This window comes from Streptomyces sp. NPDC087859 (assembly GCF_044742595.1).
Taxonomy (GTDB): domain Bacteria; phylum Actinomycetota; class Actinomycetes; order Streptomycetales; family Streptomycetaceae; genus Streptomyces; species Streptomyces canus_F.
The window spans coordinates 382,149-399,212 of the sequence record NZ_JBIUUU010000006.1; the positions used below are offsets into that span (position 1 = coordinate 382,149).

The following is a 17,064-nucleotide window of genomic DNA, read 5'->3' on the forward strand; positions in this document are numbered from 1 at the left end:
TCCCGACCACGGCCGGGATCCACGAGCGGTTCTACGCCTGCCCGCGCACGCCCTTCGCCAGCTCACCGGCGAGCTCGCGGACGGCCTCGACGCCGGCCTTGTCGTCCGGCGCGTCCAGCATCCGCTTCACGAACGCCGAGCCGACGATCACCCCGTCCGCGAAGCCGGCCACCTCGGCGGCCTGCGCGGCGTCGGAGACCCCGAGCCCGACACAGACGGCCAGGCCGCTGCCGGTGGCACGGGTGCGCTCGACCAGCTCCTGCGCCTGCGCGCCCACCGACGCACGGGTGCCGGTGACACCCATGAGCGAGGCGGCGTACACGAACCCGCTGCCCGCCGCGGTGATCTCGGCGAGCCGCGCGTCCTTGCTGCTGGGCGCGACCACGAAGACCGTGGCGAGCCCGTGCTTCTGCGCGTGCTCCCTCCACAGCGCCGACTCCTGCACGGGCAGGTCGGGCAGGATGCACCCGGCCCCACCCGCCTCGGCGAGCTCGGCGGTGAAGCGCTCGACGCCGTAGCGGTCGATCGGGTTCCAATACGTCATCACGAGCACCGGCTTCCCGGTCGCCTCGTGGGCCTCGCGCACCGTCCGCATGACGTCGGCGATCTTGACGCCGCCGCGCAGGGCGATGTCGTCGGCGGTCTGGATGACCGGGCCGTCGAGGACGGGGTCGCTGTGCGGCAGACCCACCTCGACGACATCGGCACCGCCGTCGAAGGCGGCCTTGATCGCCTCGATGCCGCCGTCCACGGTCGGGAACCCGGCCGGGAGGTAGGCGATGAGGGCGGAGCGGCCCTCGGCCTTGGCACCGGCGAGGGTGTCGGTCAGCAGCTGGATGTTCCCGCTCACTTGGCGTCCCCCTCGATCTCGGCGGTGTCGGCGGCGTTGGCCGCGACCTCGGCGTCGGTGTCGTACAGGCCGAAGTAGCGCGCGGCCGTGTCCATGTCCTTGTCGCCGCGGCCGGACAGGTTGACGATGATCAGCCCGTCCTTGCCCAGCTCCCTGCCGACCTCCAGGGCGCCGGCCAGCGCGTGGGCGCTCTCGATGGCCGGGATGATGCCCTCGGTGCGCGACAGCAGGCGCAGGGCCTGCATGGCCGCGTCGTCGGTGACCGCGCGGTACTCGCCGCGGCCGCTGTCCTTGAGGTAGGAGTGCTCGGGTCCGATGCCCGGGTAGTCCAGACCGGCCGAGATCGAGTACGGCTCGGTGATCTGGCCCTCCTCGTCCTGCAGGACGTAGGAGCGCGAACCGTGCAGGATGCCGGGCTCGCCCTCGGTCAGGGTCGCCGCGTGCTCGCCGGTCTCCACGCCGTGCCCGGCGGGCTCGCAGCCGATGAGGCGTACGTCCGCGTCCGGGATGAAGGCGTGGAAGAGACCGATGGCGTTGGAGCCGCCGCCGACGCAGGCGACGGCCGCGTCGGGGAGCCGGCCGGCCCGCTCCAGGATCTGCCGGCGGGCCTCGACGCCGATGACCCGGTGGAAGTCTCGGACCATGGCCGGGAAGGGGTGCGGTCCCGCGACCGTGCCGAAGAGGTAGTGCGTGCGGTCGACGTTGGCGACCCAGTCGCGGAACGCCTCGTTGATCGCGTCCTTGAGGGTGCGCGATCCCGACTTCACGGCGATGACCTCGGCGCCGAGCATGCGCATCCGGGCCACGTTGAGGGCCTGGCGCTGGGTGTCGATCTCCCCCATGTAGATCGTGCACTCGAGGCCGAACAGGGCGCAGGCCGTCGCCGTCGCCACGCCGTGCTGACCGGCGCCGGTCTCGGCGATGACACGGGTCTTGCCCATGCGCTTGGTGAGCAGGGCCTGGCCGAGCACGTTGTTGATCTTGTGCGAGCCGGTGTGGTTGAGGTCTTCGCGCTTCAGGAAGATCCGTGCGCCACCCGCTTCGGCGGCGAAACGGGGGACCTCGGTGAGCGACGACGGGCGGCCCGTGTAGTTGAGCAGCAGGTCGTCGAGCTCGCGGGCGAACTCGGGGTCGTGCTTGGCCTTGTCGTACTCGACGGCGACCTCGTCCACGGCGGCGACGAGGGCCTCCGGGATGAACTTGCCGCCGAACGCGCCGAAGTAGCCTTCGGCGCTGGGGACCTGACCCTCGGGGTCGGGGATGAAGAACTCGCTGGGCATGAGTGAACCTCACGGTGAGTGGTGTGTGAACAGCACTGATCGCCGTGGGGGCAGGGATGGTCAGTCGACTGCGGGACCGTTGTGGCTGGTCGCGCAGTTCCCCGCGCCCCTGACGGGGCGCTGCCATCGCATGCCGTTCACCTGCCCGGGTTCGTCCCCGATGACGTAGCGCACACGCCTGCCGTGCACCCTGCGTGCGGGCGCGCGGCAGCCACGGGGGCGGCAGCCGCGCGCGAGGCGGGCGTACCTGTCCGTGGGTGTCATGGTGATCGTCATCGGGGCAAGCCTATCGAAAGATCAACTGCGCCCGTGCCGCAGGGCCGGGTGCTCGCCCGCCGCGACCAGGTCGGAGACCGCGGACTTCGGGTCCTTGCCGGTGACCAGGGACTCGCCGACCAGGACCGCGTCGGCGCCGGCGTTGGCGTAGGCGATGAGGTCGTGGGGGCCGCGGACGCCGGACTCGGCGATCTTGACGATGTGGTCCGGGATCTCGGGGGCGACGCGCTCGAAGGTGCCGCGGTCGACCTCGAGGGTCTTGAGGTTGCGGGCGTTGACGCCGATGACCTTGGCGCCGGCGTCCACCGCGCGCTCGACCTCGTCCTCGTCGTGGACCTCGACGATCGGGGTGAGTCCGATGGACACCGCGCGCTCGATGAGGGACTCCAGGGCGGGCTGGTCGAGGGCCGCCACGATCAGCAGGGCGAGGTCGGCGCCGTACGCGCGGGCCTCCCACAGCTGGTACGACGTGACGATGAAGTCCTTGCGCAGGACCGGGATGTCCACGCGCGCGCGGACGGCCTCGAGGTCGGCCAGCGAGCCGCCGAAGCGGCGCTGTTCGGTGAGGACGGAGATGACGGCCGCGCCGCCCGCCTCGTAGTCCGCGGCGAGCCCGGCCGGGTCGGCGATCGCGGCCAGCGCGCCCTTGGAGGGGCTGGAGCGCTTGACCTCGCAGATGACCTTGACGCCGTCGCCGCGCAGTGCGGCCACGCCGTCCTTGGCCGCGGGAGCCTTCGCCGCGCGCTCCTTGAGCTCGTCGAGGCTGACGCGCGCCTGCCGCTCCGCGAGGTCGGCACGGACTCCGTCGATGATCTCGTCGAGCACACTCACGCGAGCGGCCCCCTTCCAGACGGTTGACAGTTCCAGCGACCAGAGAAAAGAGGTGGTCACTGCGATGGTATCCGGAGGAAGGCGTAGGCCTCGCATCCGGTTGACGCCGGTCCCACTACCTGGACGTTCGCCAATTGATCAAGGGTGCAGCCAGCCACCGAACGGCAGGTTCCGGACAACCGTGAAGACCAGCAGCAATGCGCCGACGGCCCAGAGGTGCACGGGCCCCGGATCGAGCCTCAGCGGTCGCCCGCGCGCGGCACGGACCACCCAGACGGTCCACAGCACGGCGAAGCCCAGATAGCCGAGCACGGCGGGCGCGTTGGCCTGGAGCGCGGTCAGGAGGTCCCCGTGGACGAACGCGTGCGCGCTGCGCAGTCCCCCGCAGCCGGGGCAGTACAGGCCCGTCAGGCGCAGCAGCGGACAGACGGGGTAGTGGCCCGGCTCGTTGGGATCCACGGCGGCGACGTACGCGAATGCCCCCGCGACGGCCGCGAGGATCCCCGCGGGCACGGCCAGCCGTCCCGCCCTCGCCGCGTACGACGTCACCCTGTGGCTGTCGGCGTTCACGCCTTGCATTGTGCCTCGCCCGGGCCCGGACACGCGTGAGGGGCGGCACGGGGCCGCCCCTCGGGAAGTCGTACGTGACTGCCGTACGGCGATCAGCTCTCGGTCTGCGCCGAGGTCACGAGCGCCTTGTGCGCATCCTTCGGCATGCCCAGACCCATGGCGCTCATGATCCAGCCGATGATGCCGCCGGCGACCACGATCACCATGCCCGCCCAGAATCCCAGCGGCTCGGCCAGCACCATGAAGGCGCCCGCCACGCAGAAACCGATGAAGGCGATAGTGACACCGGTCCAGGCGGCCGGGGTGTGACCGTGGCTGCTGCCCGCCATGACTTGCTCCTCGTTGCTGTAAACGTGTCTGAGCCGGACGCTCAGGACCATTGTTCCGCACGCACGCGTGCAAAGTGATCGGGGGTGGTCCAACCAACCTGAGGGGCGCGGGGAACTGCGCGGCCGGCCCTCACCGGCGCACAGCCGGGAGTCGACCCCGTTACGCCCCTGTGGGGTCTTCTCCTCGGTCCAGGGCCTTCCACATCTCCTCGGGCCGGTCAGGGTCGGCCGCCTTCGGCCGACGAACCGGACGCGGCGCACCACTGCGCTCGTACCGGCCGGACATCGCGGGCCACAGCCGCCCGTACCGCAGCGCGAGCAGCCCGGCCAGCAGAATCAACGCCCCGCCGGCAGCGGCGACATACGGCCAGGCGGTATGGCTGAGCGCGGCGACCGTCGCGGACGCGTCGCCGGAGGCCTTCGCGGCCTGCTCATCGAGCGCGGACGCGTCGTCGACACCGAGGAGCGCCGCCGCGATGATCCCGGCGCCGGAGAGCGCGAGCAGCGCGGCGACCGCGAAACGGCCGGCCTTGCGGACGGCGAAGACGGCGACGAGCGCGGCGAGGCCCACTATGGCGAGGGCCGCGGGCACGCCCGTGACGTCGCTGCCCTTGGCGGTCAGCGGGAAGTCGCCGCCGGCGACGGTCGCGGTGCCCTCCGACCACTGCTGACGGGTCGCGAGCAGCGCCACGGCCGCGCCGAGCGCGCCGGAGAGTAGGGCTACGGCGAGGCTGAGCCGGCCGGCCCTGGCGGGTCCGGCGGCCTCGGAACGGGGGGGAGGAACAGCAGTCACTGCTCCACTATCGCCCGAACCCCGGGCGAAGTGTCACCCGGGGTTCGTATGAGAAGCGCCCTATTGCCCGAGTCGGTTCGCCGTGTGCACCGCGCGCAGCACCGCGGCGGCCTTGTTCCGGCACTCCTGGTCCTCGGCGACCGGGTCGGAGTCGGCGACGATTCCGGCGCCCGCCTGGACGTAGGCCGTGCCGTCGCGGAGGAGGGCCGTGCGGATGGCGATGGCCGTGTCGGAGTCGCCCGCGAAGTCGAGGTAGCCGACGCAGCCGCCGTACAGCCCGCGCCGGGACGGTTCGAGTTCGTCGATGATCTGCATCGCGCGCGGCTTGGGGGCGCCGGAGAGGGTGCCCGCCGGGAAGCATGCCGTCAGGACGTCGAAGGCGGTGCGGCCCGGGGCGACCTTTCCGGTCACCGTCGAGACGATGTGCATCACGTGCGAGTACCGCTCGATGGACATGAAGTCCACGACCTCCACGGAGCCCGGCTCGCAGACGCGCCCCAGGTCGTTGCGGCCCAGGTCGACCAGCATCAGGTGCTCGGCGCGCTCCTTGGGGTCGGCGAGCAGTTCGTCGGCGAGGGCCTGGTCCTCCTGCGGGGTGGCCCCGCGCCACCGGGTGCCGGCGATGGGGTGGACCATGGCCCGTCCGTCCTCGACCTTCACGAGGGCTTCGGGGGACGAGCCGACGACGTCGAAGCCGTCGAAGCGGAACAGGTACATGTACGGGGAGGGGTTGGTGGCCCTCAGGACCCGGTACACGTCCAACGCGCTTGCCGTGCAGGGTGTTTCGAAGCGCTGCGAGGGGACGACCTGGAAGGCCTCGCCCGCGCGGATGCGCTCCTTGATGTCCTCGACGGCCTCGCGGAAGTCCTCGCCGCCCCACAGCGCGGTGTACTCGGGGACCTCGGAGGGCGGGAGGACGGCGGGCGGCTGGGCCACCGGGCGGGACAGGTCCGCCTGCATGGCGTCCAGGCGGGCCACCGCGTCCGTGTAGGCCTCGTCGACGCCGGTGTCGAGGTCGTTGTGGTTGATCGCGTTGGCGATCAGCAGGACCGAGCCCTCCCAGTGGTCCATCACCGCGAGGTCGCTGGTGAGGAGCATGGTCAGCTCGGGCAGCCCCAGGTCGTCGCGCTCGCCGGGGCCGATCTTCTCCAGTCGGCGCACGATGTCGTAGCCGAGGTAGCCGACCATGCCGCCGGTGAAGGGCGGCATGCCCTCCTGGTGGGGGGTGTGCAGGGCCTCGATGGTGGCGCGCAGGGCGGCGAGGGGGTCGCCGTCGACGGGGACGCCGACGGGCGGGGCGCCGAGCCAGTGGGCCTGGCCGTCCCTCGATGTGAGGGTCGCGGCGGAGCGCACGCCCACGAACGAGTAGCGGGACCAGGAGCGGCCGTTCTCCGCGGACTCCAGCAGGAAGGTGCCGGGGCGCTCGGCGGCGAGCTTGCGGTAGAGGGCGACCGGCGTGTCGCCGTCGGCGAGGAGCTTGCGCGTGACCGGGATGACGCGCCGGTCGGTGGCGAACTTGCGGAAGGTCTCGAGGTCCATGGCGGCTGACCTTACTGATCCGAGGCGGACACGCCGGAATCGGCGTCCTTGAGCAGCACGTCGACGTCGAAGCAGGTGCGCGCGCCGGTGTGGCAGGCGGCGCCGACCTGGTCGACCTTGACCAGCACGGTGTCGGCGTCGCAGTCGAGCGCGACCGACTTGACCCACTGGAAGTGGCCTGAGGTGTCGCCCTTGACCCAGTACTCCTGGCGGCTGCGCGACCAGTACGTGCAGCGGCCGGTGGTCAGCGTGCGGTGCAGTGCCTCGTCGTCCATCCAGCCGAGCATCAGCACCTCACCGGTGTCGTACTGCTGGGCGATGGCGGGGACGAGCCCGTCGGCGGCGCGCTTGAGGCGGTCGGCGATCTCGGGGTCGAGGCGACTGGGAGGGGGCGTGCTGGTCATGTTTGCCATTGTGCCGCGCGCCACCGACAGGACTGGCGCGGTGTCCACTGTGCGGACCCGATCCGCGGTCGTAGGCTGACGGCATGTCGACTTTCGCCAAGCGTGAACGACTTCTGCTCGCCGATCTTCTGGAGACCGCCGGTCCCGAGGCCCCGACTCTGTGCGAGGGCTGGCAGACCCGGGACCTGGCGGCGCACGTGGCGGTGCGCGAGCGCCGCCCCGACGCCGCCGGGGGTCTGCTCATCAAGCAGCTCGCCTCCCGTCTGGACAAGGCGATGGGAGAGTTCACGGCCAAGCCGTACGAGGAACTGATCCAACTGATCCGTACCGGCCCGCCGCGCTTCTCGCCCTTCTCCCTCAAGCAGATCGACGAGGCGTCCAACACGATCGAGTTCTACGTCCACACCGAGGACGTCCGCCGTGCCCAGCCCGACTGGACCCCGCGCGAGCTCGACCCGGTCTTCCAGGACGCGCTCTGGACCCGTCTGGAGCGCACCGCGCGCCTGATGGGCCGCAGCGCTCCCACGGGCCTCGTCCTGCGCCGCCCGGACGGCCAGACGGCGGTGGCCCACCGCGGCGCGCCGGTCGTGACGGTGACCGGCGAGCCCTCGGAGCTCCTGCTGTTCCTGTACGGCCGGCACAACGCCGCGCACGTGGAGCTGGACGGCGACAAGGACGCGATCGCCAAGCTGTACGAGGCGAAGGAGCTGGGGATCTAGGCGCTACTTCGGGAGCTCGGCGCGGCGCAGGTCCCTGGCGCACAGGGCCACGACCCCGCCGAGCCCGCAGACCGCCGCGCTGACGGCGAACACGGGACCGGTCCCCCACGTTCCGATGGCCGCGGCGGACAGCGGCATGCTCAGCGGGGCGAAGCCCAGGCTCATCAGACTGGCCACGGCGGTGACCCGGCCCAGGTAGGCGGGGTCGGCCTGGGTCTGCAGCAGGGCCCCGCACATCGCGCCGCTGAGTCCGGCGAGCAGCCCGACCAGCAGGGTCGTGCCGACGGCGACGGCGATGCCCGGCGCCCGGGCGAGGGCCCCGATCGCGACCGAGCCGGCGATGATCGTGCCCGCCGCCACCCGCCCCGCGTGCGGCAGCCGCCCGCGGACGGTCAGCAGCAGAGCAGCGGCACCCGCGCCGACGCCGAACCCGGCGAGTATCCAGCCCATCCCCGCGGCGCCCCAGCCGCGCTCGTCGGCGAGGAGGGTCAGACCGACGTTGAGGGGGCCGACGAAGCCGAGGTCGCCGAGGGCGATGGCCAGCATCAGCGGGGCGAGGACACGGTGGCCGCGGATGTAGCGCAGGCCGGCCGTCAGGTCGCTCCAGGCGGTGCCCCGGGCCCCGGGCGTCCCGTCGTCGGCGGGCATCTCCCGGATGCGTACGGAGACCAGCAGCGGCACGGACACGGCGATCAGCAGCCCCGCGAGACCGAACGCCGCCGCCGGGCCGCCGACCGCCACGCCCAACCCGCCGAGCGGTCCGCCCACGACGCTCGCGAAGCGGATGCCCAGACCTCGCATGCCCTGCACGCGCGCGAGCTGGTCGCGTGACGTCACGCGCGCGGGGAGGGCGCCCACGGCCGGCACGAACACGGCGTCGACGGCGCCGAACACCAGGGCGAGCACGGCCAGCGGCCACAGGCCCGGGCCGGTGAGGAACAGCAGCGCCGCCACCGCCAGCACCGCCGCGCAGCGCACCACGTCGCTGCCGATGACGACCCTGCGCGGCCCGAGCCGGTCGGCGATCACTCCCCCGCCCAGCATCAGGACCGCCCGCGGCAGTGCGCTCGCCGACATCACGAGGCCGGCCTGCGAGGGGCTTCCGGCCTGTACGGCGGCCCAGGACAGGGCGATGTAGTAGACGCTGTCGCCGACCATCGAGGAGGTGTACGCGGCGAGCCAGCGCAGGACGTTGCCGTCGCGGTGGGCGGGCCGGGGGGTGACGTCGGGCGCGGAGATGAGCGTGGCGGGCACGGAACCGGGTCCTCTCAGGCGCGAAACGGGAACGCGTACGTGTGCACCGCGACGTTCTCGCGGCCCTCGGTGTCGCCGGCGGCGTCGGCGGCCCGGCCTTGCTCGTCGTACTTGTGCAGGAGCGCGAGCATTTCCCTGTTCAGCTCGGCCAGTTCGTCCGAGGTGAGGCGCAGAGCGGCCTCGGAGGACTCGGCCGTGCGGTTCCACTCGGAGCTCCAGTGGGCGCGTTCGTCGAGCCAGCGCCGGTACATGTCCATGCGCTGCTCGGCGAAGAGCCTGCTGGCGGCGGTGTGCGCGGCCGCCTCCTCGGGGGCGGCACTGAAGTCCTCGTGGTGGATGCTGACGCCGTCCGAGGCGGGCTGCCACCACCGTTCGCGGCCGTCCGGGCTCTGCGGCTCGGCCTCCTCGATGAGTCCGTGCTCGGCGAGCTTGCGCAGGTGGTAGCTGACCAGCGAGACGGCCTCGTCGACCTGCTCAGCCAGTTGCGAGGCGGTGGCGACCTGCATCAGCGTGAGATTCCGGGCGAGCCTCATCCGCAGCGGGTGCGCGAGCGCCTTGAGGGTGCCAACGTCCGTGATCCGCCGGTCCCGTTCCTTGCCTGTCATGCCTCCACCGTAGATACGAAATAAAAGTTGCGCAACATTTTTTGCGCAACTTTTCTTTCGTATCCGCCCACAAGTAAGCCCCGGCCACCAGGTGCCCGGGGCTTACCTCAACGCCTCACACACGTCACCGCACGGGGTGTCCGGCCCCTCGCAACGCGTCCTTCACCTCGCCGATCCGCAGATCCCCGAAATGGAAGACCGAAGCGGCCAGCACCGCGTCCGCCCCCGCCTCGATGGCCGGAGCGAAGTCGGCGAGCTTGCCCGCACCGCCGGAGGCGATCACCGGAACCGTCACGTACTTGCGGACGGCGGCGATCATCTCCAGGTCGTAGCCGTCCTTCGTGCCGTCCGCGTCCATCGAGTTGAGCAGGATCTCGCCCGCGCCCAGCTCGGCGGCCCGGTGCGCCCACTCGACGGCGTCGATGCCGGTGCCCTTGCGGCCGCCGTGGGTGGTGACCTCGAAGGTGCCCTCGGGCGTGCGCCGCGCGTCCACCGACAGCACCAGGACCTGGCGCCCGAACCGCTCCGCGATCTCCTTGATCAGCTCGGGGCGCGCGATGGCGGCCGTGTTCACGCCCACCTTGTCCGCGCCCGCCCGCAGCAGCTTGTCCACGTCCTCGGCGGTGCGCACACCGCCGCCGACGGTCAGCGGGATGAAGACCTGCTCGGCGGTGCGCCGCACCACGTCGTACGTGGTCTCGCGGTTGCCGGACGAGGCGGTGATGTCCAGGAACGTCAACTCGTCGGCGCCCTCGGCGTCGTACACCTTGGCCATCTCGACGGGGTCGCCCGCGTCGCGCAGGTTCTGGAAGTTGACGCCCTTGACGACCCGGCCGTTGTCCACGTCCAGGCAGGGGATGACTCGTACGGCGAGGGTCATGCGGACACTCCGGGTTCTCCGCCGGAGCGGAATGCCTCCACCTCGACCTCGACGACCAGGCTGGGGTCCACGAAGCCGGAGACGATGATCATGGATGCGGCGGGCCGGACGGCGTCGAACAGCTCCTTGTGAGCGCGTCCGACCTCCTCCACGTCCCGGCCGTGGGTGAGGTACATGCGCGTCCGCACGACATCCGCCGGGCCGAGTCCCAGCTGCTCCAGCGCCGCGAACGCGACCTTGAAGGAGTTGACCGCCTGCTCGTACGGATCGCCCGCGGCGATCTCACCGTCCACGATCGACGTGCAGCCGGAGACCAGCACCAGCCCGTTGGGCAGCTCCACCGCGCGGGAGTACCCGAAGGCCTCCTCCCAGGGCGCGCCGGTCGAAACGCGTCGCAGATCGCTCACTCGGCCACCGCCTCCAGTGCCTCTTCCAGGGTGAACGCCTTCGCGTACAGGGCCTTCCCGACGATGGAGCCCTCGACACCGAGGGGTACCAGCTCGGCGATGGCCCGCAGGTCGTCCAGCGAGGACACCCCGCCGGAGGCGACGACCGGCCGGTCCGTGGCCGCGCAGACGTTGCGGAGCAGCTCCAGGTTCGGGCCCTGCAGCGTGCCGTCCTTCGCGATGTCCGTGACGACGTACCGCGCGCAGCCCTCCTTGTCGAGGCGCTCCAGCGTCTCGTAGAGGTCGCCGCCGTCCCGGGTCCAGCCGCGGCCCTTGAGGGTGGTGCCGCGTACGTCCAGGCCGACCGCGATCTTGTCGCCGTGCTCGGCGATGACCTTGGCGACCCACTCGGGGGTCTCCAGCGCGGCGGTGCCGAGGTTCACGCGGGTGCAGCCGGTGGCGAGGGCCGCCGCGAGGGAGGCGTCGTCGCGGATGCCGCCGGACAGCTCCACCTTGATGTCCATGGCCTCGGTGACCTGGCGGACCAGGTCCCGGTTGTCGCCGGTGCCGAACGCGGCGTCCAGGTCGACGAGGTGCAGCCACTCGGCGCCCGCCCGCTGCCAGGCGAGGGCGGCCTCCAGCGGGGAGCCGTACGAGGTCTCCGTGCCGGACTCGCCGTGCACGAGGCGGACGGCCTGGCCGTCACGGACGTCGACGGCGGGAAGGAGTTCGAGCCGTGCGGGGTTCGAAGGCATCAGAGGGTTCCGATCCAGTTGTTCAGCAGCTGCGCACCGGCGTCGCCGGACTTCTCGGGGTGGAACTGCGTGGCCCACAGGGCGCCGTTCTCCACGGCGGCCACGAAGGGCTTGCCGTGCGTGGACCAGGTCACGAGCGGTGCCCGCATCGCCGGGTTCGAGATCTCCAGGGTCCAGTCGTGGACGGCGTAGGAGTGCACGAAGTAGAAGCGGGCGTCCGTGTCCAGGCCCGCGAACAGCTGGGAGCCGGCCGGCGCGTCCACGGTGTTCCAGCCCATGTGGGGCACGATGTCGGCCTGCAGCGGCTCGACCGAGCCGGGCCACTCGTCGACGCCCTCGGTCTCCACGCCGTGCTCGATGCCGCGCGCGAAAAGGATCTGCATGCCGACGCAGATGCCCATGACCGGGCGCCCGCCGGAGAGCCGGCGGTCGATGATCCAGTCGCCGCGCGCCTCCTTGAGGCCCTTCATGCAGCTGGCGAAGGCGCCGACGCCGGGCACCAGCAGGCCGTCGGCGTTCATGGCCTTGTCGTAGTCACGCGTTATCTCGACCTCGGCCCCCGTGCGGGCGAGGGCCCGTTCGGCGGAACGGACGTTGCCGAAGCCGTAGTCGAAGACGACTACCTTCTTGGCGGACGCGCTCAATTCCACACCTCCAGCCTCATGACGCCCGCGACGAGACACATCGCGGCGCCGATGGAGAGCAGCACGATGAGCTGCTTCGGCATCCCCTGCTTGACGAAGGAGTAGATCCCGCCGGCCAGGAAGAGGCCGACGACGATCAGGACGGTCGACAGCCCGTTCACAGCGCGCCCTTCGTGGACGGGAGGATGCCGGCCGCGCGCGGGTCCCGCTCGCAGGCGTAGCGCAGGGCCCGGGCCAGCGCCTTGAACTGGCACTCCACGATGTGGTGCGCGTTGCGACCGTACGGCACGTGCACGTGCAGCGCGATCTGGGCCTGGGCGACGAAGGACTCCAGGATGTGCCGGGTCATCGTGGTGTCGTACTCGCCGATCATCGGCGCCATCTTCTCGGGCTCGGTGTGCACGAGGTAGGGGCGGCCGGACAGGTCGACGGTGACCTGGGCGAGGGACTCGTCCAGCGGGACCGTGCAGTTGCCGAAGCGGTAGATGCCGACCTTGTCGCCGAGCGCCTGCTTGAAGGCGGCGCCGAGGGCGAGGGCGCTGTCCTCGATGGTGTGGTGGGAGTCGATGTGCAGGTCGCCCTCGGTCTTGACGGTGAGGTCGAAGAGGCCGTGGCGGCCGAGCTGGTCGAGCATGTGGTCGTAGAAGCCGACCCCGGTGGAGATCTCCGTCTTCCCGGTGCCGTCGAGATCGATCTCGACGAGGACCGAGGTCTCCTTCGTCACCCGTTCCACACGTCCTACGCGGCTCATGCGCTCTGCTCCTTCTTCAGTTCACGGACCGCGTCGAGGAACGCGTCGTTCTCTTCGGGGGTTCCGGCGGTGACCCGCAGCCAGCCCGGCACCCCGTTGTCCCGGACCAGGACACCCCGGTCGAGGATCTTCTGCCACACGGTGTGGGAGTCGTCGAACCGCCCGAACTGCACGAAGTTGGCGTCCGACGCCGTGACCTCGTACCCGATCGCCAGCAGCTCGGTGACCAGCCGGTCCCGCTCCGCCTTCAGCTGCTCGACGTACTTCAGCAGCGTGTCGGTGTGTTCCAGGGCGGCCAGGGCGGTCGCCTGGGTGACCGCCGACAGGTGGTAGGGCAGTCGTACGAGCTGTACGGCGTCGACGACCGCCGGGTGCGCGGCGAGGTAGCCGAGGCGCAGGCCGGCCGCGCCGAAGGCCTTCGACATCGTCCGGGAGACGACGAGATTCGGCCGACCTTCGATGAGCGGCAGCAGCGAGGCGCCGTGGCTGAACTCGATGTACGCCTCGTCCACCACGACCAGCGAGGGCTTCGCGGCCTGCGCGGCCTCGTACAGCGCGAGGACCGTCTCGGCCGGAACCGCCGTGCCGGTGGGGTTGTTGGGTGTGGTGATGAAGACGACGTCCGGCTTGTTCTCGGCGATCGCCTTCTCGGCGGCGGCGAGGTCGACGGTGAAGTCCTCGTTGCGCGGGCCGGAGATCCAGCCCGTGCCGGTGCCGCGCGAGATGAGGCCATGCATCGAGTACGACGGCTCGAAGCCGATCGCCGTACGGCCCGGTCCGCCGAAGGTCTGGAGCAGCTGCTGGAGGACCTCGTTGGAGCCGTTCGCGGCCCATACGTTGGCGAGCCCGACCTCGTGCCCGGACGTGTCCGTCAGGTACGTGGCGAGCTGCGTGCGCAGTTCCACGGCGTCCCGGTCCGGGTAGCGGTTGAGGTTCCGGGCGGCCTCACGGACCCGCTCGGTGATGCGCTCGACCAGCGCCTCGGGCAGCGGGTAGGGGTTCTCGTTGGTGTTGAGGCGTACGGGGACGTCCAACTGGGGCGCGCCATAAGGGGACTTGCCGCGCAGTTCGTCCCGTACGGGGAGATCGTCGATGCCGGTCACTTGCTCTCAGGTACCTTCCAACCGAACCGAGCCTTGATCGCCGCCCCGTGGGCCGGCAGGTCTTCCGCCTCCGCGAGCGTCACCACGTGATGCGCCACGTCCGCCAGCGCGTCCTTGGTGTAGTCGACGATGTGGATGCCGCGGAGGAAGGACTGCACGGACAGCCCGGAGGAGTGGCAGGCGCAGCCGCCGGTGGGCAGGACGTGGTTGGACCCGGCGGCGTAGTCGCCGAGGGACACGGGCGCCCAGGGCCCGATGAAGATCGCGCCCGCGTTCCGGACCCGCTCGGCCACCGCCACGGCCTCGGCCGTCTGGATCTCCAGGTGCTCGGCCCCGTACGCGTTGACGACCCGCAGCCCCTCGTCGATGCCGTCGACGAGGACGATCGCGGACTGCCGGCCCTTGAGGGCGGGGACGATCCGGTCGTCGATGTGCTTGCTGGCCGCGACCTGCGGCTCCAGCTCCTTCTCGACGGCGTCCGCGAGCGCGACGGAGTCGGTGACCAGGACGGCCGCCGCGAGGGGGTCGTGCTCGGCCTGGCTGATCAGGTCGGAGGCGACGTGCACCGGGTCGGCGGTGTCGTCCGCGAGGATCGCGATCTCGGTCGGGCCCGCCTCGGCGTCGATGCCGATCCTGCCGGTGAAGTAGCGCTTGGCCGCGGCCACCCAGATGTTGCCGGGGCCGGTGACCATGGTGGTGGGCGCGCAGGACTCGGTGCCGTACGCGAACATCGCGACGGCGGTCGCGCCACCGGCGGCGTACACCTCGTCGACGCCGAGCAGCGCGCACGCGGCGAGGATCGTCGGGTGCGGGAGGCCGCCGAAGTCGGCCTGCGCCGGGGAGGCGAGGGCGAGGGACTCGACGCCGGCCTCCTGGGCCGGGACGACGTTCATGATCACGGAGGACGGGTAGACGGCCCGTCCGCCGGGCGCGTACAGCCCGACCCGGTCGACCGGCACCCACTTCTCGGTGACGGAACCGCCGGGCACGACCTGGGTCGTGTGGGTGCCGCGACGCTGCTCGCGGTGGACGATGCGGGCGCGGCGGATGGACTCCTCGAGGGCCGCGCGCACGGCCGGGTCGAGGGATTCGAGCGCGTCGCTGATGGCCTTGGCCGGGACCCGTACGGATTCCAGCCGCACTCCGTCGAACTTCTCGGCGAAGTCGATCAGCGCCGCGTCGCCCCGATGATGCACGGCCTCGCAGATCGGACGCACCTTCTCGAGGGCGGCCTGAACGTCGAAGTCGGCTCGGGGCAGCAGGTCGCGCAGGGCGGGGCCCTCGGGGAGGGCGTCGCCGCGCAGATCGATTCGGGAGATCACGGGGTCAATTCTCTCAGACCGCGGTTCGGCGTCGTTCGGGCATTCCAGTGGCTGATACGCAACCTGGAAGATCCCCCTCACGTCTAGCGTTCAGGGCGTCACCGAGCGGGCATGACCAGCGTGAACAGTTGTGCGAAAAGAGTGGGCGACGGAGAGGGACGGAACAGCCGTGACCGACGGGGCCGGCATCCGGGACGGGGACCTGCCGGACGATCTGACCGCCGCCGAGGCCGGGATGTGGCAGGCCTTCCGCAACGGCAGCGTGTACGACCTGAGCAGCGGCGACTCGGTCGTCGACGATCCGCACGGCGGGCATCCGTGGGGACCCGAGCGGACCGTGCGGGCCCGGATCGTGTGCTGGTTGCTCCTGGACGGACCGCCCGCGCTCGCGGGCCGGGTGTCGTCCCTGAAGCTCAGCGGGGTGCAGATCAGCGGCACGCTGGAGCTGGCCGGCGGCATCGTGGTGCCCTACGTGGAGATGCGGGGCTGCCGTTTCGAGCGGGACGTCCTGATGCCGGAGGCCCGCTTCACGACCATGCGGATGGTGGACTGCTCGGTGCCGCGCCTGGAGGCCGCCCGCATCCACACGGAGGGCGACCTGCACCTCCCGCGCTGCCGCTTCCACAACGGCGTACGGCTGACCGACGCCCACATCGGCACCGACCTGCTGCTCAACCAGGCGATCGTCTACCGGGACCGCAGCGGCCGCTCGATCGCCGCCGACGGCATGACCGTGGGCCAGGATCTCCAGGCCGAGCTCCTCGAGTCGCACGGCGAGCTGAGCCTGCGCAGCGCCAAGATCGGCGTCTCGCTGAGCCTGCGCGGCGCGAAGCTGGCCAACCCGTACACACGGCTCGCGCTGAACGCTCCGCAGCTGACCGTCGAGCGTTCGATGTACCTGACCCCGGCGGGCATCGGCAACGCGCTGCTGAGCGGGGCGACCCCGGCGCGCGGGACGCGTATCCAGCGGTTCACGTGCGAGGGCGGACTGCGCCTGGACGACGGCCGGTTCGGGGACGCCCTCGACTTCGAGCGGGCGCGGTTCACGCTCACCGACGACCAGGAGGTGTCGCTGCGCCGCATCCAGACGCCCGAGCTGCGCTTCCTCGGGGAGCGGCCGGCGCGCGGCACGGTGGTGCTGTCGGGGGCGCGGGTGGTGAACCTGATGGACCGCATGGACAGCTGGCCGGGTCCGGGGCGGCTGCACATGGGCGGCTTCAGCTACGAGAACCTGGTGCCGAGGGGCCCGTTCCCGCTGGCCGAGCGGCTGGAGTGGGTGACCGCGGCGACCGCCGAGTACAACCCGGAGCCCTACGAGCGGCTGGCGACGGTGCTGCGGTCCGGCGGCGAGGACGAGGACGCGCGCGAGGTGCTCCTCGCCAAGCAGCGTCGGCGCCGCGAGACGCTGCCACCCGCCGCCAAGCTGTGGGGGTACGCGCAGGACTGGACGGTCGCCTACGGGTACCGGCCGGGGCGGGCCCTGGTGTGGATGGCGGTGCTGTGGGCGGCGGCCTCGCTGGCCTTCGCGCACGCGAACCATCCGCCGATCAAGAGCGGCGAGGCGCCGTACTGGAATCCTGCCCTGTTCGCCCTCGACCTGCTCCTGCCGGTCATCGACCTGGGTCAGGTCGGGTTCTGGCAACTCAGGGGCGGCTGGCAGTGGCTGGCCGCGGCGATGATCCTGCTGGGCTGGATCCTGGCGACGACGGTGGCGGCCGGGGCGACGCGACTGCTGCGGCGGAGCTAGGGCGCCGGACACAGTGGCGGAACAGT

At 71.5% G+C, this 17,064-nt stretch carries 21 protein-coding genes; 2 read left to right on the plus strand and 19 right to left on the minus strand.

Annotated features, from left to right (window positions below; genetic code table 11):
- Positions 1 to 31 precede the first annotated feature (31 nt).
- From trpA to hisI, 9 genes are all read right to left on the minus strand, one after another.
- Entirely contained in the window at positions 32 to 850 is an 819-nt protein-coding gene (trpA, locus tag ACIOHP_RS17070) for a tryptophan synthase subunit alpha (protein ID WP_401888197.1), read from the minus strand.
- Positions 847 to 2,130 carry a tryptophan synthase subunit beta gene (gene trpB, locus ACIOHP_RS17075; protein ID WP_361545146.1) on the minus strand — a complete coding sequence of 428 codons (1,284 nt, stop codon included), beginning with the start codon at positions 2,128 to 2,130 and terminating at the stop codon, positions 847 to 849. The genes trpA and trpB overlap by 4 nt, the downstream gene beginning before the upstream one ends.
- Positions 2,131 to 2,190: 60 nt before the next feature.
- Entirely contained in the window at positions 2,191 to 2,406 is a 216-nt protein-coding gene (gene trpM, locus ACIOHP_RS17080) for a tryptophan biosynthesis modulator TrpM (protein WP_401888200.1), read from the minus strand.
- Positions 2,407 to 2,427: 21 nt separating this feature from the next.
- Positions 2,428 to 3,237, minus strand: coding sequence for an indole-3-glycerol phosphate synthase TrpC (gene trpC / locus ACIOHP_RS17085; RefSeq protein ID WP_266828420.1), 810 nt, complete (start codon positions 3,235 to 3,237; stop codon positions 2,428 to 2,430).
- Positions 3,238 to 3,375: 138 nt separating this feature from the next.
- Complete coding sequence (locus ACIOHP_RS17090) at positions 3,376 to 3,816, minus strand: DUF2752 domain-containing protein (protein ID WP_401888202.1); 441 nt, start codon at positions 3,814 to 3,816, stop codon at positions 3,376 to 3,378.
- An 83-nt stretch (positions 3,817 to 3,899) separates the two neighbouring features.
- Positions 3,900 to 4,136: an HGxxPAAW family protein gene (locus ACIOHP_RS17095; protein WP_046261892.1), complete on the minus strand. Its 237-nt coding sequence runs from the start codon at positions 4,134 to 4,136 to the stop codon at positions 3,900 to 3,902.
- Positions 4,137 to 4,296: 160 nt separating this feature from the next.
- Positions 4,297 to 4,929, minus strand: coding sequence for a TIGR02234 family membrane protein (locus ACIOHP_RS17100; RefSeq protein ID WP_361545156.1), 633 nt, complete (start codon positions 4,927 to 4,929; stop codon positions 4,297 to 4,299).
- A 60-nt stretch (positions 4,930 to 4,989) separates the two neighbouring features.
- On the minus strand, positions 4,990 to 6,468 hold the full coding sequence (locus tag ACIOHP_RS17105; protein ID WP_401888206.1) for an anthranilate synthase component I: 1,479 nt from the start codon (positions 6,466 to 6,468) through the stop codon (positions 4,990 to 4,992).
- Between the two features lie 11 nt (positions 6,469 to 6,479).
- Positions 6,480 to 6,872: a phosphoribosyl-AMP cyclohydrolase gene (gene hisI / locus ACIOHP_RS17110; protein WP_361488385.1), complete on the minus strand. Its 393-nt coding sequence runs from the start codon at positions 6,870 to 6,872 to the stop codon at positions 6,480 to 6,482.
- Positions 6,873 to 6,955: 83 nt separating this feature from the next.
- Between hisI and ACIOHP_RS17115 the strand changes: the two genes are divergently transcribed.
- Positions 6,956 to 7,591, plus strand: a complete 636-nt coding sequence (locus tag ACIOHP_RS17115) for a TIGR03085 family metal-binding protein (protein WP_361488388.1) — start codon at positions 6,956 to 6,958, stop codon at positions 7,589 to 7,591.
- A 3-nt stretch (positions 7,592 to 7,594) separates the two neighbouring features.
- Here the strand turns inward: ACIOHP_RS17115 and ACIOHP_RS17120 are convergent, their stop codons facing one another.
- The 10 genes from ACIOHP_RS17120 to hisD form a co-directional block, all read right to left on the minus strand.
- Positions 7,595 to 8,845: an MFS transporter gene (locus tag ACIOHP_RS17120; protein WP_401888208.1), complete on the minus strand. Its 1,251-nt coding sequence runs from the start codon at positions 8,843 to 8,845 to the stop codon at positions 7,595 to 7,597.
- A 14-nt stretch (positions 8,846 to 8,859) separates the two neighbouring features.
- Complete coding sequence (locus ACIOHP_RS17125) at positions 8,860 to 9,450, minus strand: helix-turn-helix domain-containing protein (RefSeq protein ID WP_401888210.1); 591 nt, start codon at positions 9,448 to 9,450, stop codon at positions 8,860 to 8,862.
- Between the two features lie 124 nt (positions 9,451 to 9,574).
- The gene (gene hisF / locus ACIOHP_RS17130) at positions 9,575 to 10,330 is read right to left on the minus strand and encodes an imidazole glycerol phosphate synthase subunit HisF (protein WP_401888211.1); all 756 of its coding nucleotides are present in this window, start codon (positions 10,328 to 10,330) and stop codon (positions 9,575 to 9,577) included.
- Positions 10,327 to 10,737: a RidA family protein gene (locus tag ACIOHP_RS17135; RefSeq protein WP_307032056.1), complete on the minus strand. Its 411-nt coding sequence runs from the start codon at positions 10,735 to 10,737 to the stop codon at positions 10,327 to 10,329. Before ACIOHP_RS17135 ends, hisF begins: the two co-directional genes overlap by 4 nt.
- On the minus strand, positions 10,734 to 11,471 hold the full coding sequence (priA, locus tag ACIOHP_RS17140; protein ID WP_327716552.1) for a bifunctional 1-(5-phosphoribosyl)-5-((5-phosphoribosylamino)methylideneamino)imidazole-4-carboxamide isomerase/phosphoribosylanthranilate isomerase PriA: 738 nt from the start codon (positions 11,469 to 11,471) through the stop codon (positions 10,734 to 10,736). The genes ACIOHP_RS17135 and priA overlap by 4 nt, the downstream gene beginning before the upstream one ends.
- On the minus strand, positions 11,471 to 12,121 hold the full coding sequence (gene hisH / locus ACIOHP_RS17145; RefSeq protein WP_389953341.1) for an imidazole glycerol phosphate synthase subunit HisH: 651 nt from the start codon (positions 12,119 to 12,121) through the stop codon (positions 11,471 to 11,473). Before hisH ends, priA begins: the two co-directional genes overlap by 1 nt.
- Positions 12,112 to 12,276, minus strand: a complete 165-nt coding sequence (locus ACIOHP_RS17150) for a hypothetical protein (protein WP_046261881.1) — start codon at positions 12,274 to 12,276, stop codon at positions 12,112 to 12,114. Before ACIOHP_RS17150 ends, hisH begins: the two co-directional genes overlap by 10 nt.
- A complete protein-coding gene (gene hisB, locus ACIOHP_RS17155) occupies positions 12,273 to 12,866 on the minus strand; it encodes an imidazoleglycerol-phosphate dehydratase HisB (RefSeq protein WP_361545170.1) in 594 nt (197 codons plus the stop codon). The genes ACIOHP_RS17150 and hisB overlap by 4 nt, the downstream gene beginning before the upstream one ends.
- Positions 12,863 to 13,969, minus strand: a complete 1,107-nt coding sequence (locus tag ACIOHP_RS17160; RefSeq protein WP_401888215.1) for a histidinol-phosphate transaminase — start codon at positions 13,967 to 13,969, stop codon at positions 12,863 to 12,865. The genes hisB and ACIOHP_RS17160 overlap by 4 nt, the downstream gene beginning before the upstream one ends.
- On the minus strand, positions 13,966 to 15,291 hold the full coding sequence (gene hisD / locus ACIOHP_RS17165) for a histidinol dehydrogenase (RefSeq protein ID WP_401888217.1): 1,326 nt from the start codon (positions 15,289 to 15,291) through the stop codon (positions 13,966 to 13,968). The genes ACIOHP_RS17160 and hisD overlap by 4 nt, the downstream gene beginning before the upstream one ends.
- Before the next feature lie 169 nt (positions 15,292 to 15,460).
- Between hisD and ACIOHP_RS17170 the strand changes: the two genes are divergently transcribed.
- Positions 15,461 to 17,038: an oxidoreductase gene (locus ACIOHP_RS17170; protein WP_401888219.1), complete on the plus strand. Its 1,578-nt coding sequence runs from the start codon at positions 15,461 to 15,463 to the stop codon at positions 17,036 to 17,038.
- Positions 17,039 to 17,064 lie beyond the last annotated feature (26 nt).

Excerpts from the sequence above, each read along its gene's own strand:
- trpB (WP_361545146.1), bottom strand. The coding sequence starts at position 2,130 with ATGCCCAGCGAGTTCTTCATCCCCGACCCCGAGGGTCAGGTCCCCAGC.
- trpM (WP_401888200.1), bottom strand. The coding sequence starts at position 2,406 with ATGACGATCACCATGACACCCACGGACAGGTACGCCCGCCTCGCGCGC.
- ACIOHP_RS17090 (WP_401888202.1), bottom strand. The coding sequence starts at position 3,816 with ATGCAAGGCGTGAACGCCGACAGCCACAGGGTGACGTCGTACGCGGCG.
- ACIOHP_RS17095 (WP_046261892.1), bottom strand. The coding sequence starts at position 4,136 with ATGGCGGGCAGCAGCCACGGTCACACCCCGGCCGCCTGGACCGGTGTC.
- ACIOHP_RS17105 (WP_401888206.1), bottom strand. The coding sequence starts at position 6,468 with ATGGACCTCGAGACCTTCCGCAAGTTCGCCACCGACCGGCGCGTCATC.
- hisI (WP_361488385.1), bottom strand. The coding sequence starts at position 6,872 with ATGACCAGCACGCCCCCTCCCAGTCGCCTCGACCCCGAGATCGCCGAC.
- ACIOHP_RS17115 (WP_361488388.1), top strand. The coding sequence starts at position 6,956 with ATGTCGACTTTCGCCAAGCGTGAACGACTTCTGCTCGCCGATCTTCTG.
- ACIOHP_RS17125 (WP_401888210.1), bottom strand. The coding sequence starts at position 9,450 with ATGACAGGCAAGGAACGGGACCGGCGGATCACGGACGTTGGCACCCTC.
- hisF (WP_401888211.1), bottom strand. The coding sequence starts at position 10,330 with ATGACCCTCGCCGTACGAGTCATCCCCTGCCTGGACGTGGACAACGGC.
- priA (WP_327716552.1), bottom strand. The coding sequence starts at position 11,471 with ATGCCTTCGAACCCCGCACGGCTCGAACTCCTTCCCGCCGTCGACGTC.
- hisB (WP_361545170.1), bottom strand. The coding sequence starts at position 12,866 with ATGAGCCGCGTAGGACGTGTGGAACGGGTGACGAAGGAGACCTCGGTC.